The following is a 16,962-nucleotide window of genomic DNA, read 5'->3' on the forward strand; positions in this document are numbered from 1 at the left end:
AACCTGTCATTTTTCCGCTGCAGGCATGCTGTCGGTAGCGTGAATTATCCAGGGCACGTTAAAAGAGAAACACTATCATGACGGATAAATTGACCTCCCTTCGTCAGTTCACCACTGTCGTAGCTGACACCGGAGATATCGCGGCAATGAAGCTGTACCAGCCGCAGGATGCCACAACTAACCCTTCTCTGATCCTTAACGCCGCACAGATCCCTGAGTATCGCAAACTGATTGACGACGCAGTGACCTGGGCGAAAGCACAGAGCAACGACCGCGCGCAGCAGGTTGTGGATGCCACCGACAAGCTGGCAGTGAACATCGGTCTGGAAATCCTGAAGCTGGTTCCTGGCCGTATCTCTACCGAAGTGGATGCGCGTCTCTCCTACGACACCGAAGCGTCTATCGCCAAAGCGAAACGCCTGATCAAAATGTACAACGACGCTGGCATCAGCAACGACCGTATCCTGATCAAACTGGCTTCCACCTGGCAGGGTATTCGCGCGGCAGAGCAGCTGGAAAAAGACGGTATCAACTGTAACCTGACCCTGCTGTTCTCCTTCGCGCAGGCGCGTGCATGTGCGGAAGCGGGCGTATACCTGATTTCTCCGTTCGTGGGCCGTATTCTGGACTGGTACAAAGCCAACACCGATAAGAAAGAGTACGCACCGGCTGAAGATCCAGGCGTGGTTTCTGTTACTGAAATCTACGAATACTACAAACAGCACGGCTATGAGACTGTGGTTATGGGCGCAAGCTTCCGTAACGTCGGTGAAATCATCGAGCTGGCTGGCTGTGACCGCCTGACCATCGCGCCTGCCCTGCTGAAAGAGCTGGCTGAAAGCGAAGGTACTCTGGAGCGTAAACTGTCCTACACCGGTGAAGTGAAAGCACGCCCAGAGCGCATCACTGAATCCGAGTTCCTGTGGCAGCACAACCAGGATCCAATGGCTGTAGACAAACTGGCGGACGGTATCCGTAAGTTTGCTGTTGACCAGGGCAAACTGGAAAAAATGATCGGCGACCTGCTGTAATCATTCTGCGTGACCGGGCTTCCGGTCACGCGTCTTACCCCCGCCTCTGTCTGAATTTCCTCTCTGCGTGTATCATTCCCTTTAATCAGTACTCTTTGAATGGAATGGATATGAATACCTTACGCATCGGCTTAGTGTCGATTTCTGACCGCGCCTCCAGCGGCGTTTACCAGGATAAAGGCATCCCCGCTCTGGAAGAGTGGCTTGGCAGCGCGCTGACCACCCCCTTTGACATTCAGACCCGCCTGATCCCTGACGAACAGCCGATCATCGAGCAGACGCTCTGCGAGCTGGTGGATGAGATGAGTTGCCACCTTGTTCTGACGACGGGCGGAACCGGCCCCGCGCGCCGCGACGTGACGCCGGACGCAACGCTGGCGATTGCCGATCGTGAAATGCCGGGCTTCGGCGAGCAGATGCGCCAGATAAGTCTACACTTTGTCCCGACGGCCATTCTTTCCCGCCAGGTGGGGGTAATCCGCAAGCAGGCGTTGATCCTTAACCTGCCGGGCCAGCCGAAGTCGATTAAAGAGACGCTGGAAGGGCTGAAATCAGAAGATGGCAGTGTCCTCGTTCACGGCATCTTTGCAAGTGTACCGTATTGTATACAGCTGCTTGACGGTCCCTATGTGGAAACCGATGAGAAAGTGGTAGCAGCTTTTCGTCCGAAAAACGCACGTCGCGAAACAATCTCCTGAAATTAATCAATATGTGACATTAGCTGAAGCGGCGATAGCGTGGTAAAGCTTTTACGGTATAGTAATTTTTTCTTTACGATTGCTGTAAAAATAAATCCACAATAAACGCATAATGGTTCGCTATGTCACATAACACCCGACCTCTGAATCGACAGGACTACAAAACCCTCACGCTCGCGGCCTTAGGCGGCGCGCTGGAGTTTTACGACTTTATCATCTTCGTCTTCTTCGCCGCCGTGGTGGGAGAACTCTTCTTCCCGGCGGATATTCCTGAATGGCTGCGTCAGGTGCAAACCTTCGGCATTTTTGCCGCCGGGTATCTGGCGCGTCCGCTGGGCGGCATTATCATGGCCCACTTTGGCGATCTGGTCGGGCGCAAGAAGATGTTTACCCTTAGCATCCTGCTGATGGCCGTACCCACGCTGGCCATTGGTCTGCTGCCCACCTATGCCTCGATGGGCATCCTTGCTCCGTTGCTGCTGTTGCTGATGCGCGTCCTTCAGGGCGCGGCGATTGGCGGTGAAGTGCCGGGCGCGTGGGTGTTTGTCGCGGAGCATGTTCCGGCGCGCCGCATTGGTATCGCCTGCGGAACCTTAACGGCGGGGCTGACCGTCGGAATCCTGCTCGGTTCGGTGGTTGCAACGATTGTTAACACCAGCATGACGCAGCAGGCCGTGCACGACTGGGGCTGGCGTATTCCGTTCCTGCTGGGCGGGGCGTTTGGTCTGGTCGCGATGTACCTGCGCCGCTGGCTGCAGGAGACGCCGATTTTCCTCGAGATGCAGCAGCGCAAAGCGCTGGCGCAGGAGCTGCCGGTGAAGGCGGTCGTGGTACGCCATAAAAAAGCGGTGGTGGTGTCGATGCTGCTCACCTGGCTGCTTTCGGCGGGCATTGTTGTGGTGATATTGATGTCCCCGGTGTGGCTGCAAAAGCAGTACGGCTTCGCCCCTGCCGTGACGCTACAGGCGAACAGTATCGCGACAATCATGCTCTGCTTTGGCTGTCTGGCCGCCGGGCTGGCGGCAGATCGTTTCGGTGCCAGCGTTACCTTTATCGTCGGCAGCCTGTTACTGGCCGCATCAAGCTGGGCGTTTTACCATCTGGCGGGCAGCCATCCTGAACAGCTGTTTTTGCTGTACGGCGTGGTAGGGCTGTGCGTGGGCGTAGTGGGTGCTGTGCCTTACGTCCTGGTGCGAGCTTTCCCGCCGGAAGTACGATTTACCGGGATCTCATTTTCCTACAACGTGTCGTATGCCATTTTCGGCGGGCTGACGCCTATTGCCGTCACCGTGCTGATGGGCGTGTCGCCGATGGCGCCAGCCTGGTATGTACTCGCGCTCTCGCTGATGGGGCTGGTATTAGGATTTTGGCTGCGTCAGGCGGGGGGATGTCGTGCCCGCGAGGCGGGCACGACAGAGGGATCAGTGTTTTTCACCAATCGGTAGAATGGTGCGGTCAAACTGCTCGTTCAGCACTTCACCCATTGCGAGGTAGATAGCGCTTGCGCCGCAAACCAGACCAATCCAGCCTGCAACATGAACGATGCCTTCGTTATCCACCAGGTGACCAATCGCCAGCAGGGCGAACAGCACGGTCAGGCTCAGGAAAACGAACTGCAGCATGCGGTTACCTTTCAGGGTACCGAAGAACATGAACAGGGTGAAGACGCCCCACAGGCCCAGGTAAACGCCCAGGAAATGGGCGTTTGCCGCGTCCGCCATGCCCATTTTAGGCAGCAGCAGAATGGCAACAAGGGTCAGCCAGAAAGAACCGTAAGAGGTGAAGGCGGTTAAGCCGAAGGTATTGCCTTTCTTATATTCCAGCAGGCCTGCGAAGATTTGCGCGATACCGCCGTAAAAAATGCCCATCGCCAGGATGATGCCATCCATCGGGAACATCCCGATATTGTGCAGGTTCAGCAGGATAGTGGTCATGCCAAAACCCATCAGGCCCAGCGGAGCCGGATTAGCCAACTTAGTGTTGCCCATAAGTCCTCAAAAAAATCATCATTAATATGGTGAAATGGTTAAACCCGCGTCAGTTCTCCCTGACTGGGCGCGGCATCATAATGGGCGCAATCGATGGCGTCTATGATCTCATCAGGGTGAAATTAAAATTTTTTTTATGCTTGCCCCTTGATGGATGCCGTCGCGACCCCATCTTGTAGTCAACCGCAGTGTGTGGACCTGAAAAAAATCAAATCTGGGCAGTTGAAAAAGCACGTTCTGCCCTTATTACAGGTACACAACCACATGTTGACTGAATTTTTAGTGGAGACGTTTAGATGGGTAAAATTATTGGTATCGACCTGGGTACTACCAACTCTTGTGTAGCGATTATGGATGGCACTACTGCACGCGTGCTGGAGAACGCCGAGGGCGATCGCACCACGCCTTCTATCATTGCTTATACCCAGGATGGTGAAACTCTGGTTGGTCAGCCGGCTAAACGTCAGGCAGTGACAAACCCGCAAAACACCCTGTTTGCGATTAAACGCCTGATCGGTCGCCGCTTCCAGGACGAAGAAGTTCAGCGTGACGTTTCCATCATGCCTTACAAAATCATCGCTGCAGATAACGGCGATGCGTGGCTTGATGTGAAAGGCGCTAAAACTGCACCACCGCAGATTTCTGCTGAAGTGCTGAAAAAAATGAAGAAAACCGCCGAAGATTACCTGGGTGAGCCGGTAACTGAAGCTGTTATCACCGTACCTGCCTACTTCAACGATGCTCAGCGTCAGGCAACCAAAGATGCTGGCCGTATCGCAGGTCTGGAAGTAAAACGTATCATCAACGAACCAACCGCTGCTGCACTGGCTTATGGTCTGGATAAAGAAGTTGGCAACCGTACTATCGCGGTTTACGACCTGGGTGGTGGTACCTTCGATATCTCTATTATCGAAATCGACGAAGTTGACGGCGAAAAAACCTTCGAAGTTCTGGCAACCAACGGTGATACCCACCTGGGTGGTGAAGACTTCGATACCCGTCTGATCAACTACCTCGTTGACGAGTTCAAGAAAGATCAGGGCATTGACCTGCGTAACGACCCGCTGGCGATGCAGCGCCTGAAAGAAGCCGCTGAGAAAGCGAAGATCGAGCTGTCTTCCGCTCAGCAGACCGACGTGAACCTGCCGTACATCACTGCAGACGCGACCGGTCCTAAACACATGAACATCAAAGTGACCCGTGCGAAACTGGAAAGCCTGGTAGAAGACCTGGTGAACCGTTCAATCGAGCCGCTGAAAGTTGCTCTGCAGGACGCTGGCCTGTCCGTATCCGATATCCAGGACGTTATCCTGGTCGGTGGTCAGACCCGCATGCCAATGGTTCAGAAGAAAGTGGCTGAGTTCTTTGGTAAAGAGCCACGTAAAGACGTTAACCCGGACGAAGCGGTTGCAATCGGTGCTGCGGTTCAGGGTGGCGTACTGACCGGTGAAGTTAAAGACGTACTGCTGCTGGACGTTACCCCGCTGTCTCTGGGGATCGAAACCATGGGCGGTGTGATGACTGCGCTCATCAACAAAAACACCACCATCCCAACGAAACACAGCCAGGTGTTCTCTACCGCTGAAGACAACCAGTCTGCGGTAACCATCCATGTGATTCAGGGTGAGCGTAAGCGTGCGGCGGATAACAAATCTCTGGGTCAGTTCAACCTGGACGGTATTAACCCGGCACCGCGCGGCATGCCGCAGATCGAAGTGACCTTCGACATCGATGCTGACGGTATCCTGCACGTGTCTGCGAAAGACAAAAACAGCGGTAAAGAGCAGAAGATCACCATCAAGGCATCTTCTGGCCTGAACGAAGCGGAAATCGAAAAAATGGTTCGCGATGCCGAAGCTAACGCGGAATCAGACCGTAAGTTCGAAGAGCTGGTTCAGACCCGCAACCAGGGCGACCATCTGCTGCACAGCACCCGTAAGCAGGTTGAAGAAGCAGGCGATAAACTGCCAGCGGAAGACAAGACTGCTATCGAAGCTGCACTGAGTGCGCTGGAATCCTCACTGAAAGGTGAAGACAAAGCGGACATCGAAGCGAAGATGCAGGAACTGGCGCAGGCTTCTCAGAAGCTGATGGAAATCGCTCAGCAGCAGCACGCTCAACAGCAGGCGGGCGCTGACGCTTCAGCGAACAACGCGAAAGACGACGACGTTGTCGACGCTGAGTTCGAAGAAGTTAAAGATAAAAAATAATCGCCCTGATGCAGGGTAATTAATCGGCACGGGCGTAGGAGAACTCTCCACGCCCGTGCTCGCATGTTAAGGGGCTTAAAAAAACCAATGGCAAAGCAAGACTATTACGAGATTTTAGGCGTTCCGAAAACTGCGGAAGAGCGTGAAATCAAAAAGGCGTATAAGCGCCTGGCCATGAAATTCCACCCGGACCGTAACCAGGGTGACAAAGAGGCTGAAGCCAAATTTAAAGAGATCAAAGAAGCCTACGAAGTCCTGACCGATGCACAAAAACGTGCGGCCTATGACCAGTACGGTCACGCAGCCTTTGAACAGGGCGGCATGGGCGGCGGTGGATTCGGTGGCGGCGGCTTTGGCGGCGGCGCTGACTTCAGCGATATCTTTGGCGATGTATTTGGCGACATCTTCGGCGGCGGTCGTGGTCGTCAGCGCGCGGCGCGCGGCGCGGACCTGCGCTACAACATGGAGCTGACGCTGGAAGAGGCCGTTCGCGGTGTCACCAAAGAGATCCGTATCCCGACGCTGGAAGAGTGTGACGTTTGCCACGGCAGCGGCGCGAAAGCGGGTACGCAGCCTCAGACCTGTCCAACCTGTCACGGCTCTGGTCAGGTACAGATGCGTCAGGGCTTCTTCGCGGTACAGCAGGCCTGTCCGCACTGTCACGGTCGCGGTACGCTGATTAAAGATCCGTGCACCAAATGCCACGGCCACGGTCGCGTTGAGAAAACCAAGACCCTGTCCGTTAAAATCCCGGCTGGCGTCGATACGGGCGACCGCATCCGTCTGGCAGGTGAGGGCGAAGCAGGCGAGCACGGCGCACCGGCAGGCGATCTGTACGTTCAGGTGCAGGTGAAACAGCACGCCATCTTCGAGCGTGAAGGTAATAACCTGTACTGCGAAGTGCCGATCAACTTCGCGATGGCGGCACTGGGCGGTGAAATCGAAGTACCGACGCTGGATGGTCGCGTGAACCTGAAAGTGCCAGGCGAAACCCAGACCGGCAAGCTGTTCCGCATGCGCGGGAAAGGCGTTAAATCCGTTCGCGGTGGTGCGCAGGGCGACCTGCTGTGCCGCGTCGTTGTGGAAACGCCGGTTGGCCTGAACGACAAGCAGAAACAGCTGCTGAAAGAGTTGCAGGAGAGCTTTGGCGGCCCGACGGGTGAGAAAAACAGCCCGCGTTCCAAAAGCTTCTTCGATGGCGTCAAAAAATTCTTCGATGATTTGACCCGTTAATCTGTTCTCAGGTTTTCATCCGTAAAGGCCCGGAAGCGATTCCGGGCTTTTTCTATTTATGGGTATTGCTCGGTAAAACTGAATCTATACTCAATATTAATCTGTTTTTGCCGAGCTATCCGGCTTGGTATTATGGTTTTATCGAGGTATTGTTGTAACAGAGAGAATTAAAGTGAAATTACTACACCGTTTTTTTAGCAGTGAGGCGTCCGGCGGCGTGATCCTGATTATTGCCGCTGCGGCCGCGATGGTGCTGGCTAACCTTGGCATCACGCAGGGACTCTACCATGCATTTCTGGAAACGCCCGTTGAGCTGAAGGTCGGGGCGCTCGAAATTAAAAAGAACATGCTGCTGTGGATCAACGATGCGCTAATGGCGGTGTTCTTCCTGCTCGTCGGGCTTGAGGTTAAGCGTGAGCTGGTTCTGGGCTCGCTTGCCAGCCGCCAGCGCGCGGCGTTTCCGGTGATTGCCGCGCTCGGCGGGATGGTGGTGCCGGCGCTGCTCTTCCTGGCGTTCACCTGGCAGGATCCGATTGCACGTCACGGCTGGGCGATCCCGGCTGCGACGGATATCGCCTTTGCGCTCGGGGTGCTGGCACTGCTGGGAAGCCGCGTGCCGGTGGCCCTGAAAATCTTCCTGATGGCGCTGGCGATCATCGATGACCTGGGCGCCATTGTGATTATCGCGCTGTTCTACACCAGCGATCTGTCTATCCTGTCCCTGAGCGTCGCCGCCGGGGCGATTGCGGTGCTGGCGCTGCTGAACCTCTTCAATGTTCGCCGCATCGGTATCTATATCCTGGTGGGAATGGTGCTGTGGACGGCGGTGCTGAAATCGGGCGTGCACGCGACGCTGGCAGGTGTAATTGTCGGCTTCCTCGTGCCGCTTAAGCCGCAGGACGGTAAGTCGCCTGCCAAACAGCTGGAGCACGTGCTGCACCCGTGGGTCGCCTTTATGATCCTGCCGCTGTTTGCGTTTGCCAACGCGGGCGTTTCCCTCGGCGGCGTGACGCTGGACGGGCTGACGTCCGTGCTGCCGCTGGGCATCATTGCCGGGCTGTTTATCGGTAAGCCGCTGGGCATTAGCCTCTTCTGCTGGCTGGCGACGAAGCTGAAGCTGGCGTCTTTGCCGCACGGCACCACGTTTAAGCAGATTATGGCCGTCGGCGTGCTGTGTGGCATCGGGTTTACGATGTCGATCTTTATCTCGACGCTGGCGTTTGGTGCGCATGCGCCTGAGCTTATCGTCTGGGCTAAACTCGGCATTCTCATCGGGTCATTACTGGCCGCGGTAATCGGTTATACCTTGTTGAAGGTGAAATTGTCCGGACAGGCCGTCCAGGCATAACGGAACACCGGGAGGAGGCGATCCTTCTCCCGATACACACTCAGGGAGAGAAGACGCGATGTCTCATTTAAATTACAACCATCTGTACTACTTCTGGCACGTCTATAAACAGGGCTCGGTGGTGGGGGCGGCAGAGGCGCTCTACCTGACGCCGCAAACCATCACCGGGCAAATCAAGGCCCTGGAAGAGCGCCTGCAGGGCAAGCTGTTCAAGCGTAAAGGGCGTGGGATTGAACCCAGCGAACTGGGCGAACTGGTTTTCCGCTATGCGGACAAAATGTTCACCCTGAGCCAGGAGATGCTGGATATCGTCAACTACCGCAAAGAGTCGAACCTGCTCTTTGACGTGGGCGTGGCGGATGCGCTGTCCAAGCGGCTGGTGAGCGGCGTGCTGGATGCGGCGGTGGTGGAAGATGAGCAAATCCATCTGCGCTGCTTTGAATCCACCCACGAGATGCTGCTGGAACAGCTGAGCCAGCACAAGCTGGACATGATTATCTCGGACTGCCCGATCGACTCCACCCAGCAGGAAGGGCTGTTCTCGGTGAAGATTGGCGAATGCGGCGTCAGCTTCTGGTGCATTAACCCGCCGCCGGAAAAACCGTTCCCCGCGTGCCTTGAAGAGCGCCGCCTGCTGGTGCCGGGAAGACGTTCCATGCTCGGACGCAAGCTGCTGAACTGGTTTAACTCGCAGGGGCTAAAGGTAGAAATCCTCGGTGAGTTCGACGATGCGGCGCTGATGAAAGCCTTTGGCGAAGCGCATAACGCGATCTTCGTTGCGCCGACGCTGTATGCGCACGATCTCTATTCGGACGATAAGATTACGGAGATAGGCAGAGTGGATAACGTGATGGAGGAGTATCACGCCATATTTGCCGAACGGATGATTCAGCACCCGGCGGTACAGCGAATCTGTAACCGTGACTACGCGGCGCTGTTTACACCACCGGCAATCTGAAGGCATAAAAAAACCCGCGTTAAGCGGGTTCTTTAAACAAGCAACAACAAGTAGCGATTAAGCCAGTTTGTTGATCTGCGCGGTCAGGTTTGCTTTATGACGCGCTGCTTTGTTTTTGTGGATCAGACCTTTAGCAGCCTGACGATCCACGATTGGTTGCATTTCGTTAAATGCGTTCTGCGCTGCAGCTTTGTCGCCTGCTTCGATTGCTGCGTATACTTTCTTGATGAAAGTACGCATCATAGAGCGACGGCTTGCGTTGTGCTTACGAGCCTTTTCAGACTGAACGGCACGTTTCTTAGCTGATTTGATATTAGCCAAGTCCAACTCCCAAATATGTTCTATGTGGACAATTCAAAGGCCGAGGAATATGCCCTCTTTGCCTTCTTTTGTCAATGGATTTGTGCAAATAAGCGCCGTTAATTAGCGACGCTACGTTACGTAGTGATGGCGCAGGATTCTACCAGCTTGTCTTCCCTGAATACAGCCTTTCGGCATAAAAATCGCAGTTCACGAGCAGATTTTTTCGCTGCGAAAGGTCAGCCTGATGAAATCATTACGGCTTTCTGTTTTGCGCGAACAATCGCCGGTTAACCTTAACCGCTGTACAAGGTATACTTTGGCGATTTTCACTGTTTTGAGCCAGACATGAAGCTGATACGCGGCATACATAATCTCAGCAGCGCGCCACACGGGTGCGTGCTGACCATTGGTAATTTCGACGGCGTGCATCGTGGTCATCAGGCGCTGTTGCAGGGATTGCGTAAAGAAGGGGAGGCCCGTGGCCTGCCCGTTGTAGTGATGATTTTCGAGCCGCAGCCGCTGGAGCTGTTCGCGGGCGATAAATCTCCCGCCCGCCTCACTCGCCTGCGCGAGAAGCTGCGCTATCTGGCGGAGTCCGGCGTGGACTATGTATTGTGTGTGCGTTTCGATCGCCGCTTTGCCGCACTGACAGCACAAAATTTCGTCAGCGACCTGCTGGTTAAACGTCTTGGCGTGCAGTTTCTCGCCGTGGGCGATGATTTCCGCTTTGGCGCTGGTCGTCAGGGCGATTTCTTGCTATTACAGAAGGCTGGTCTGGAGTACGGATTTGACGTCACCAGCGCGATGACCTTCTGCGAAGGCGGCGTGCGCGTCAGCAGCACGGCGGTTCGCCGGGCACTGGCCGATGACGAACTGGATACGGCGGAAACCCTGCTGGGGCATCCGTTCACTATCTCTGGCCGCGTGGTCCATGGCGATGCGCTGGGCCGCACGATAGGCTTCCCGACGGCGAATATACCGCTGCGTCGTCAGGTTTCCCCGGTTAAAGGGGTGTATGCGGTGGAAGTGGCAGGACTGGGCGATAAGCCGTTTTACGGCGTCGCCAACATTGGCACGCGTCCGACCGTCGCCGGTGTGCGTCAACAGTTAGAAGTGCACCTGCTGGACGTTGTAATGGACCTCTATGGTCGCCATATAGATGTGATACTGCGTAAAAAAATACGCAACGAGCAGCGATTTGGTTCGCTGGATGAACTAAAAGCGCAAATTGCGCGAGATGAATTGACGGCCCGCGAGTTTTTTGGGCTTTGAACCCGGCTTAACTGCCTACGTGATAAATACGGAACCGAGAATCTGATGAGTGACTATAAATCAACCCTGAATTTGCCGGAAACAGGGTTCCCGATGCGCGGCGATCTCGCCAAGCGCGAACCGGGAATGCTGGCGCGTTGGACCGATGATGACCTGTACGGCATCATTCGTGCAGCCAAAAAAGGCAAAAAATCCTTCATTCTGCATGATGGCCCTCCATATGCGAATGGCAGCATTCATATTGGTCACTCGGTTAACAAGATTCTGAAAGACATTATCGTGAAGTCCAAAGGCCTCACGGGATATGACTCGCCTTACGTTCCGGGCTGGGACTGCCACGGTCTGCCGATCGAGCTGAAAGTAGAGCAAGAGTTTGGCAAGCCGGGTGAGAAGTTCACCGCCGCCGAGTTCCGTGCGAAGTGCCGCGAATACGCCGCTACGCAGGTTGACGGTCAGCGCGCTGACTTCATCCGTCTGGGCGTGCTGGGCGACTGGTCGCACCCGTACCTGACCATGGACTTCAAAACTGAAGCCAACATCATCCGTGCGCTGGGTAAAATCATCGGTAACGGCCACCTGCACAAAGGCGCTAAGCCAGTGCACTGGTGCGTGGACTGCCGCTCTGCGCTGGCAGAAGCGGAAGTGGAGTATTACGACAAAACCTCTCCTTCTATTGACGTGGCATTCCATGCCGTCGATCAGGATGCGGTGAAAGCCAAATTTGGCGTGTCGTCCGTTAACGGCCCAATCTCTTTGGTTATCTGGACCACCACCCCGTGGACCCTGCCAGCCAACCGCGCGATCTCCCTGTCCGGTGAGTTCGAATACGCGCTGGTTCAGGTTGAAGGTCAGGCGGTTATCCTGGCGAAAGATCTGGTTGAGAGCGTGCTGAAGCGCGCGCATATCATCGACTACACCGTGCTGGGCACCGTGAAAGGTGACGCGCTGGAGCTGATGCGCTTCAAACACCCGTTCCTGGACTTCGACGTTCCGGCGATCCTGGGCGACCACGTGACGCTGGATGCGGGTACCGGTGCGGTGCATACCGCCGGTGGCCACGGTCCTGACGACTACAACATCAGCCTGAAGTACGGTCTGGAAATCGCTAACCCGGTTGGCCCGGACGGCTCTTACCTGCCTGGCACCTACCCGGCGCTGGACGGTATCAACGTCTTCAAAGCGAACGACATCATCGTCGACATGCTGCGCACCAGCGGCGCGCTGCTGCACGTTGAAAAAATGCAGCACAGCTATCCGTGCTGCTGGCGTCACAAGACTCCGATCATCTTCCGTGCGACCCCGCAGTGGTTCGTCAGCATGGATCAGAAAGGTCTGCGCGAGCAGTCTCTGAAAGAGATCAAAGGCGTGCAGTGGATCCCTGACTGGGGCCAGGCGCGTATCGAATCCATGGTGGCTAACCGTCCTGACTGGTGTATCTCCCGTCAGCGTACCTGGGGCGTGCCGATGTCTCTGTTCGTACATAAAGAGACGCAGGAGCTGCACCCGAACACCCTGGAACTGATGGAAGAAGTGGCGAAGCGCGTCGAAGTTGACGGCATTCAGGCGTGGTGGGATCTCGACTCCCGCGACATCCTGGGCGCTGACGCAGACAGCTACGAGAAAGTGCCGGATACCCTGGACGTGTGGTTCGATTCCGGGTCTACCCACTCCTCCGTGGTTGACGTGCGTCCGGAGTTTGCCGGTCACGCTGCCGATATGTATCTGGAAGGGTCTGACCAACACCGCGGCTGGTTCATGTCATCGCTGATGATCTCCACCGCCATGAAGGGTAAAGCACCTTACCGTCAGGTTCTGACTCACGGCTTCACCGTGGATGGTCAGGGCCGTAAGATGTCCAAATCTATCGGTAACACCGTTTCTCCGCAGGATGTGATGAACAAGCTGGGCGCAGACATTCTGCGTCTGTGGGTGGCCTCTACCGACTACACCGGCGAAATGGCGGTGTCCGACGAGATCCTGAAGCGCGCCGCCGACAGCTATCGTCGTATCCGTAACACCGCGCGCTTCCTGCTGGCGAACCTGAACGGGTTCGATCCGGCAAAAGACATGGTGAAACCGGAAGAGATGGTGGTGCTGGACCGCTGGGCGGTAGGCTGCGCGAAAGCGGCGCAGGACGATATCCTGAAAGCCTATGAGTCTTACGACTTCCACGAAGTGGTGCAGCGCCTGATGCGCTTCTGTTCCATCGAGATGGGCTCGTTCTACCTCGACATCATCAAAGACCGCCAGTACACCGCGAAAGCGGACAGCGTGGCGCGTCGTAGCTGCCAGACCGCGCTGTTCCACATCGCAGAAGCGCTGGTACGCTGGATGGCGCCGATCATGTCCTTCACCGCGGATGAAATCTGGGGCTATCTGCCGGGCGACCGTGAGAAGTATGTCTTCACCGGCGAGTGGTACGAAGGCCTGTTCGATCTCTCCAGCACCGAAGCAATGAACGATGCCTTCTGGGACGAGCTGCTGAAAGTGCGTGGCGAAGTGAACAAGGTTATCGAGCAGGCGCGTGCAGACAAGAAAGTCGGCGGCTCTCTGGAAGCGGCAGTGACCCTTTACGCCGAACCGGAGCTGGCGGCGAAGCTGACGGCGCTGGGCGATGAATTACGATTTGTCCTGTTGACCTCCGGTGCGAAAGTTGCGGATTATGCCGAAGCTACTGCTGATGCTCAGCAGAGCGAACTGCTCAAAGGACTGAAAGTCGCGCTGAGCAAAGCCGACGGTGAGAAATGCCCGCGCTGCTGGCATTACACCACCGATGTTGGCCAGGTGGCGGAACACGCAGATATCTGCGGACGCTGTGTAAGCAACGTCGCCGGTGACGGCGAAAAACGTAAGTTTGCCTGATGAGTAAAACTCTCTGTTCAACAGGGCTGCGCTGGCTGTGGCTGGTTGTGGTGGTGCTGATTATCGATCTGGGCAGCAAGTTCCTGATCCTCCAGAATTTCGCTCTGGGGGAGACGGTCCCGCTGTTCCCGTCGCTTAACCTGCACTACGCGCGTAACTACGGCGCAGCGTTTAGTTTCCTTGCCGACAGCGGTGGCTGGCAGCGCTGGTTCTTTGCGGGTATCGCTCTCGGTATCTGCGTGATCCTGGCGGTGCTGATGTACCGCTCGAAGGCCACGCAAAAGCTGAATAACATCGCCTACGCGCTGATCATTGGCGGCGCCCTGGGTAACCTGTTTGACCGCCTGTGGCACGGCTTTGTGGTCGATATGATCGACTTCTACGTCGGCGACTGGCACTTCGCGACCTTTAACCTCGCCGATAGCGCAATTTGCATCGGTGCGGCGTTAATCGTGCTGGAAGGCTTCTTGCCAAAACCGGCCGCGAAAGAGCAGGCTTAATTGTCAATGCCGGGTGGCGCTGCGCTTACCCGGCCTACAGAATTTGTGGCCTCCCGTAGGCCCGGTAAGCGCAGCGCCACCGGGCAACAGGTGACCCAAAACAAGCGAGCAATTTGCATGTCTAAATCCGTACAGAGCAACAGCGCGGTTCTCGTTCACTTCACGCTGAAGCTGGATGACGGCTCCACGGCTGAATCCACCCGCAACAACGGCAAACCGGCCCTGTTTCGTCTTGGCGATACCTCACTTTCTGAAGGTCTTGAGCAGCAGCTTCTCGGTCTGAAAGAGGGTGAGAAAAAAGCCTTTTCGCTGGAGCCGGATGCCGCGTTTGGCGTACCGAGTCCGGACCTGATCCAGTATTTCTCGCGCCGTGAGTTCATGGACGCGGGTGAACCGGAAATCGGGGCGATTATGCTCTTTACCGCTATGGACGGCAGCGAAATGCCTGGCGTGATCCGCGAAATCAACGGCGACTCTATTACCGTTGATTTCAACCATCCGCTTGCCGGGCGTACCGTTCATTTTGATGTTGAAGTGCTGGAAATCGATCCTGCACTGGAGGCCTGAAATGCAGATCCTGTTGGCTAACCCGCGCGGCTTCTGCGCCGGTGTAGACCGCGCTATCAGCATTGTTGAAAACGCGCTGGAGATTTACGGCGCGCCGATTTATGTGCGTCACGAAGTGGTGCATAACCGCTACGTGGTCGACAGCCTGCGCGAGCGCGGCGCAATCTTTATTGAGCAGATCAGCGAAGTACCGGACGGTGCGATCCTGATCTTCTCCGCGCACGGCGTCTCGCAGGCGGTACGCAACGAGGCGAAAAGCCGCGACCTGACCGTATTCGATGCCACCTGTCCGCTGGTGACAAAAGTGCATATGGAAGTGGCGCGCGCCAGCCGTCGTGGTGAAGAGTCGATTCTGATTGGCCATGCCGGGCATCCGGAAGTCGAAGGCACCATGGGCCAGTACAGCAACCCGGAAGGGGGGATGTATCTGGTCGAGTCGCCGGAAGATGTCTTTACGCTAAACGTGAAAAATGAAGACCGTCTGTCGTTTATGACCCAGACGACGCTCTCCGTAGACGATACCTCAGACGTGATTGACGCCCTGCGCCAGCGCTTCCCGAAAATCGTCGGTCCGCGTAAGGATGATATCTGCTACGCGACCACTAACCGTCAGGAAGCGGTGCGCGCACTGGCTGAACAGGCGGATGTGGTGCTGGTGGTCGGCTCCAAAAACTCGTCTAACTCCAACCGTCTGGCCGAACTGGCACAGCGCATGGGGAAAATGGCTTTCCTGATTGATGACGCGTCGGATATTCAGGAAGCGTGGGTTAAGCACGCGGCCTGTGTCGGCGTGACGGCCGGGGCGTCTGCGCCAGATATTCTGGTACAGAACGTCATTTCCCGTCTGCAGGAGCTGGGCGGAGGCGAAGCGGTGCCGCTGGAAGGACGTGAAGAGAACATCGTTTTCGAAGTCCCGAAAGAACTGCGCATCGACGCCCGCGAAGTCGAATAGTCCTTTTTCTGATGAAAGGCCAGCACCTCCTGTGCTGGCCTTTTTTTTACCCGTTACTTTATCGTGACGACAAAATCATGTCTTTTACTGATATTTAAGTCGGTTTCACGTTAAATTCTAATTATTGGTGTTTTCAGTTGGCAGTGCTTCTCAAGGCTGGTTAATCTGAAAACGGTTTACATCATTTTAACGTAAGAGAATAACTATGCATGATGCACAGATCCGTGTCGCCATTGCGGGCGCGGGTGGACGTATGGGCCGGCAGCTTATTCAGGCGGCACTTCAGATGGATGGCGTCGCGCTTGGCGCGGCTCTGGAGCGTGAAGGTTCTTCGCTTCTGGGGACCGATGCCGGCGAGCTGGCGGGCGCAGGCCACACGGGCGTTACCGTGCAAAGCAGCCTGGAGGCGGTAAAAGAGGACTTCGATGTGTTCATCGATTTTACCCGCCCGGAAGGGACGCTCGCGCATCTGGCGTTTTGTCGCCAGCACGGCAAGGGGATGGTGATCGGCACCACCGGTTTTGACGATGCGGGTAAGCAGGCTATCCAGGATGCATCAAAAGAGATTGCGATCGTCTTCGCCGCAAACTTCAGCGTGGGCGTTAACGTCATGCTGAAGCTGCTGGAGAAGGCCGCGAAGGTGATGGGCAACTACACGGATATTGAGATCGTAGAAGCTCACCACCGTTACAAAGTTGATGCGCCATCAGGTACGGCGCTGGCGATGGGCGAAGCGATTGCTCATGCACTCGATAAAGATTTAAAAGACTGCGCGGTCTACACCCGCGAAGGTTACACCGGCGAACGCGTGCCGGGCACCATTGGTTTTGCAACCGTGCGGGCGGGTGATATCGTCGGCGAACACACGGCGATGTTCGCCGATATTGGTGAACGCGTCGAAATTACGCATAAAGCCTCCAGCCGAATGACGTTCGCCAACGGTGCGGTACGTTCCGCTTTGTGGCTTAAAAACAAGAAAGATGGTCTTTTTGATATGCGAGACGTGCTCGATCTCAACAATTTATAAGCATTATTACCCA

15 protein-coding genes and 1 pseudogene are annotated in these 16,962 nt (G+C 55.8%); 14 read left to right on the plus strand and 2 right to left on the minus strand.

Features of this window, described 5'->3' with window-relative positions; genetic code table 11:
• Nucleotides 1-77: 77 nt before the first annotated feature.
• The 3 genes from tal (at nt 78) to AC2TE5_RS03375 (ending at nt 3,174) form a co-directional block, all read left to right on the plus strand.
• Nucleotides 78-1,031 (plus strand): transaldolase, encoded by a 954-nt coding sequence (gene tal / locus AC2TE5_RS03365; protein WP_023334458.1) that lies wholly within the window; start codon nt 78-80, stop codon nt 1,029-1,031.
• A 110-nt stretch (nt 1,032-1,141) separates the two neighbouring features.
• Nucleotides 1,142-1,729: a molybdopterin adenylyltransferase gene (gene mog / locus AC2TE5_RS03370; protein WP_213329876.1), complete on the plus strand. Its 588-nt coding sequence runs from the start codon at nt 1,142-1,144 to the stop codon at nt 1,727-1,729.
• A gap of 122 nt (nt 1,730-1,851) precedes the next feature.
• A complete protein-coding gene (locus AC2TE5_RS03375) occupies nt 1,852-3,174 on the plus strand; it encodes an MFS transporter (RefSeq protein ID WP_484612658.1) in 1,323 nt (440 codons plus the stop codon).
• Here AC2TE5_RS03375 and satP read toward each other — a convergent pair.
• On the minus strand, nt 3,151-3,717 hold the full coding sequence (gene satP / locus AC2TE5_RS03380) for an acetate uptake transporter (RefSeq protein WP_023334461.1): 567 nt from the start codon (nt 3,715-3,717) through the stop codon (nt 3,151-3,153). The genes AC2TE5_RS03375 and satP overlap by 24 nt on opposite strands.
• 296 nt (nt 3,718-4,013) lie before the next feature.
• Between satP and dnaK the strand changes: the two genes are divergently transcribed.
• The 4 genes from dnaK to nhaR all read left to right on the plus strand — a co-directional run bounded on the left by dnaK (nt 4,014) and on the right by nhaR (nt 9,466).
• On the plus strand, nt 4,014-5,927 hold the full coding sequence (gene dnaK / locus AC2TE5_RS03385; protein WP_024907421.1) for a molecular chaperone DnaK: 1,914 nt from the start codon (nt 4,014-4,016) through the stop codon (nt 5,925-5,927).
• Between the two features lie 87 nt (nt 5,928-6,014).
• On the plus strand, nt 6,015-7,160 hold the full coding sequence (gene dnaJ, locus AC2TE5_RS03390) for a molecular chaperone DnaJ (protein ID WP_023310347.1): 1,146 nt from the start codon (nt 6,015-6,017) through the stop codon (nt 7,158-7,160).
• A gap of 172 nt (nt 7,161-7,332) precedes the next feature.
• Nucleotides 7,333-8,508: a Na+/H+ antiporter NhaA gene (gene nhaA, locus AC2TE5_RS03395; protein ID WP_484612659.1), complete on the plus strand. Its 1,176-nt coding sequence runs from the start codon at nt 7,333-7,335 to the stop codon at nt 8,506-8,508.
• Nucleotides 8,509-8,566: 58 nt separating this feature from the next.
• Nucleotides 8,567-9,466, plus strand: a complete 900-nt coding sequence (gene nhaR / locus AC2TE5_RS03400; RefSeq protein ID WP_029740864.1) for a transcriptional activator NhaR — start codon at nt 8,567-8,569, stop codon at nt 9,464-9,466.
• A gap of 57 nt (nt 9,467-9,523) precedes the next feature.
• Here nhaR and rpsT read toward each other — a convergent pair whose 3' ends face one another.
• Nucleotides 9,524-9,787: a 30S ribosomal protein S20 gene (rpsT, locus tag AC2TE5_RS03405; RefSeq protein WP_003856458.1), complete on the minus strand. Its 264-nt coding sequence runs from the start codon at nt 9,785-9,787 to the stop codon at nt 9,524-9,526.
• Between the two features lie 101 nt (nt 9,788-9,888).
• On the opposite strand from rpsT, the pseudogene AC2TE5_RS03410 reads away from it, so the two are divergent.
• The 7 genes and pseudogenes from AC2TE5_RS03410 (at nt 9,889) to dapB (ending at nt 16,949) form a co-directional block, all read left to right on the plus strand.
• A pseudogene (locus tag AC2TE5_RS03410) lies at nt 9,889-10,107 on the plus strand (DUF2575 domain-containing protein).
• Nucleotides 10,108-10,114: 7 nt separating this feature from the next.
• Nucleotides 10,115-11,041 (plus strand): bifunctional riboflavin kinase/FAD synthetase, encoded by a 927-nt coding sequence (ribF, locus tag AC2TE5_RS03415; protein WP_032644021.1) that lies wholly within the window; start codon nt 10,115-10,117, stop codon nt 11,039-11,041.
• 45 nt (nt 11,042-11,086) lie between these two features.
• Nucleotides 11,087-13,903, plus strand: a complete 2,817-nt coding sequence (gene ileS / locus AC2TE5_RS03420) for an isoleucine--tRNA ligase (RefSeq protein WP_484612660.1) — start codon at nt 11,087-11,089, stop codon at nt 13,901-13,903.
• The gene (gene lspA, locus AC2TE5_RS03425) at nt 13,903-14,403 is read left to right on the plus strand and encodes a signal peptidase II (RefSeq protein ID WP_008502034.1); all 501 of its coding nucleotides are present in this window, start codon (nt 13,903-13,905) and stop codon (nt 14,401-14,403) included. Before ileS ends, lspA begins: the two co-directional genes overlap by 1 nt.
• Nucleotides 14,404-14,520: 117 nt before the next feature.
• Entirely contained in the window at nt 14,521-14,970 is a 450-nt protein-coding gene (fkpB, locus tag AC2TE5_RS03430) for an FKBP-type peptidyl-prolyl cis-trans isomerase (RefSeq protein WP_003856450.1), read from the plus strand.
• A gap of 1 nt (nt 14,971) precedes the next feature.
• Nucleotides 14,972-15,922 (plus strand): 4-hydroxy-3-methylbut-2-enyl diphosphate reductase, encoded by a 951-nt coding sequence (ispH, locus tag AC2TE5_RS03435; protein WP_484612661.1) that lies wholly within the window; start codon nt 14,972-14,974, stop codon nt 15,920-15,922.
• Nucleotides 15,923-16,127: 205 nt separating this feature from the next.
• Entirely contained in the window at nt 16,128-16,949 is an 822-nt protein-coding gene (gene dapB, locus AC2TE5_RS03440) for a 4-hydroxy-tetrahydrodipicolinate reductase (protein ID WP_029740868.1), read from the plus strand.
• Nucleotides 16,950-16,962 lie beyond the last annotated feature (13 nt).

Source organism: Enterobacter sp. N5-15 (assembly GCF_057221635.1).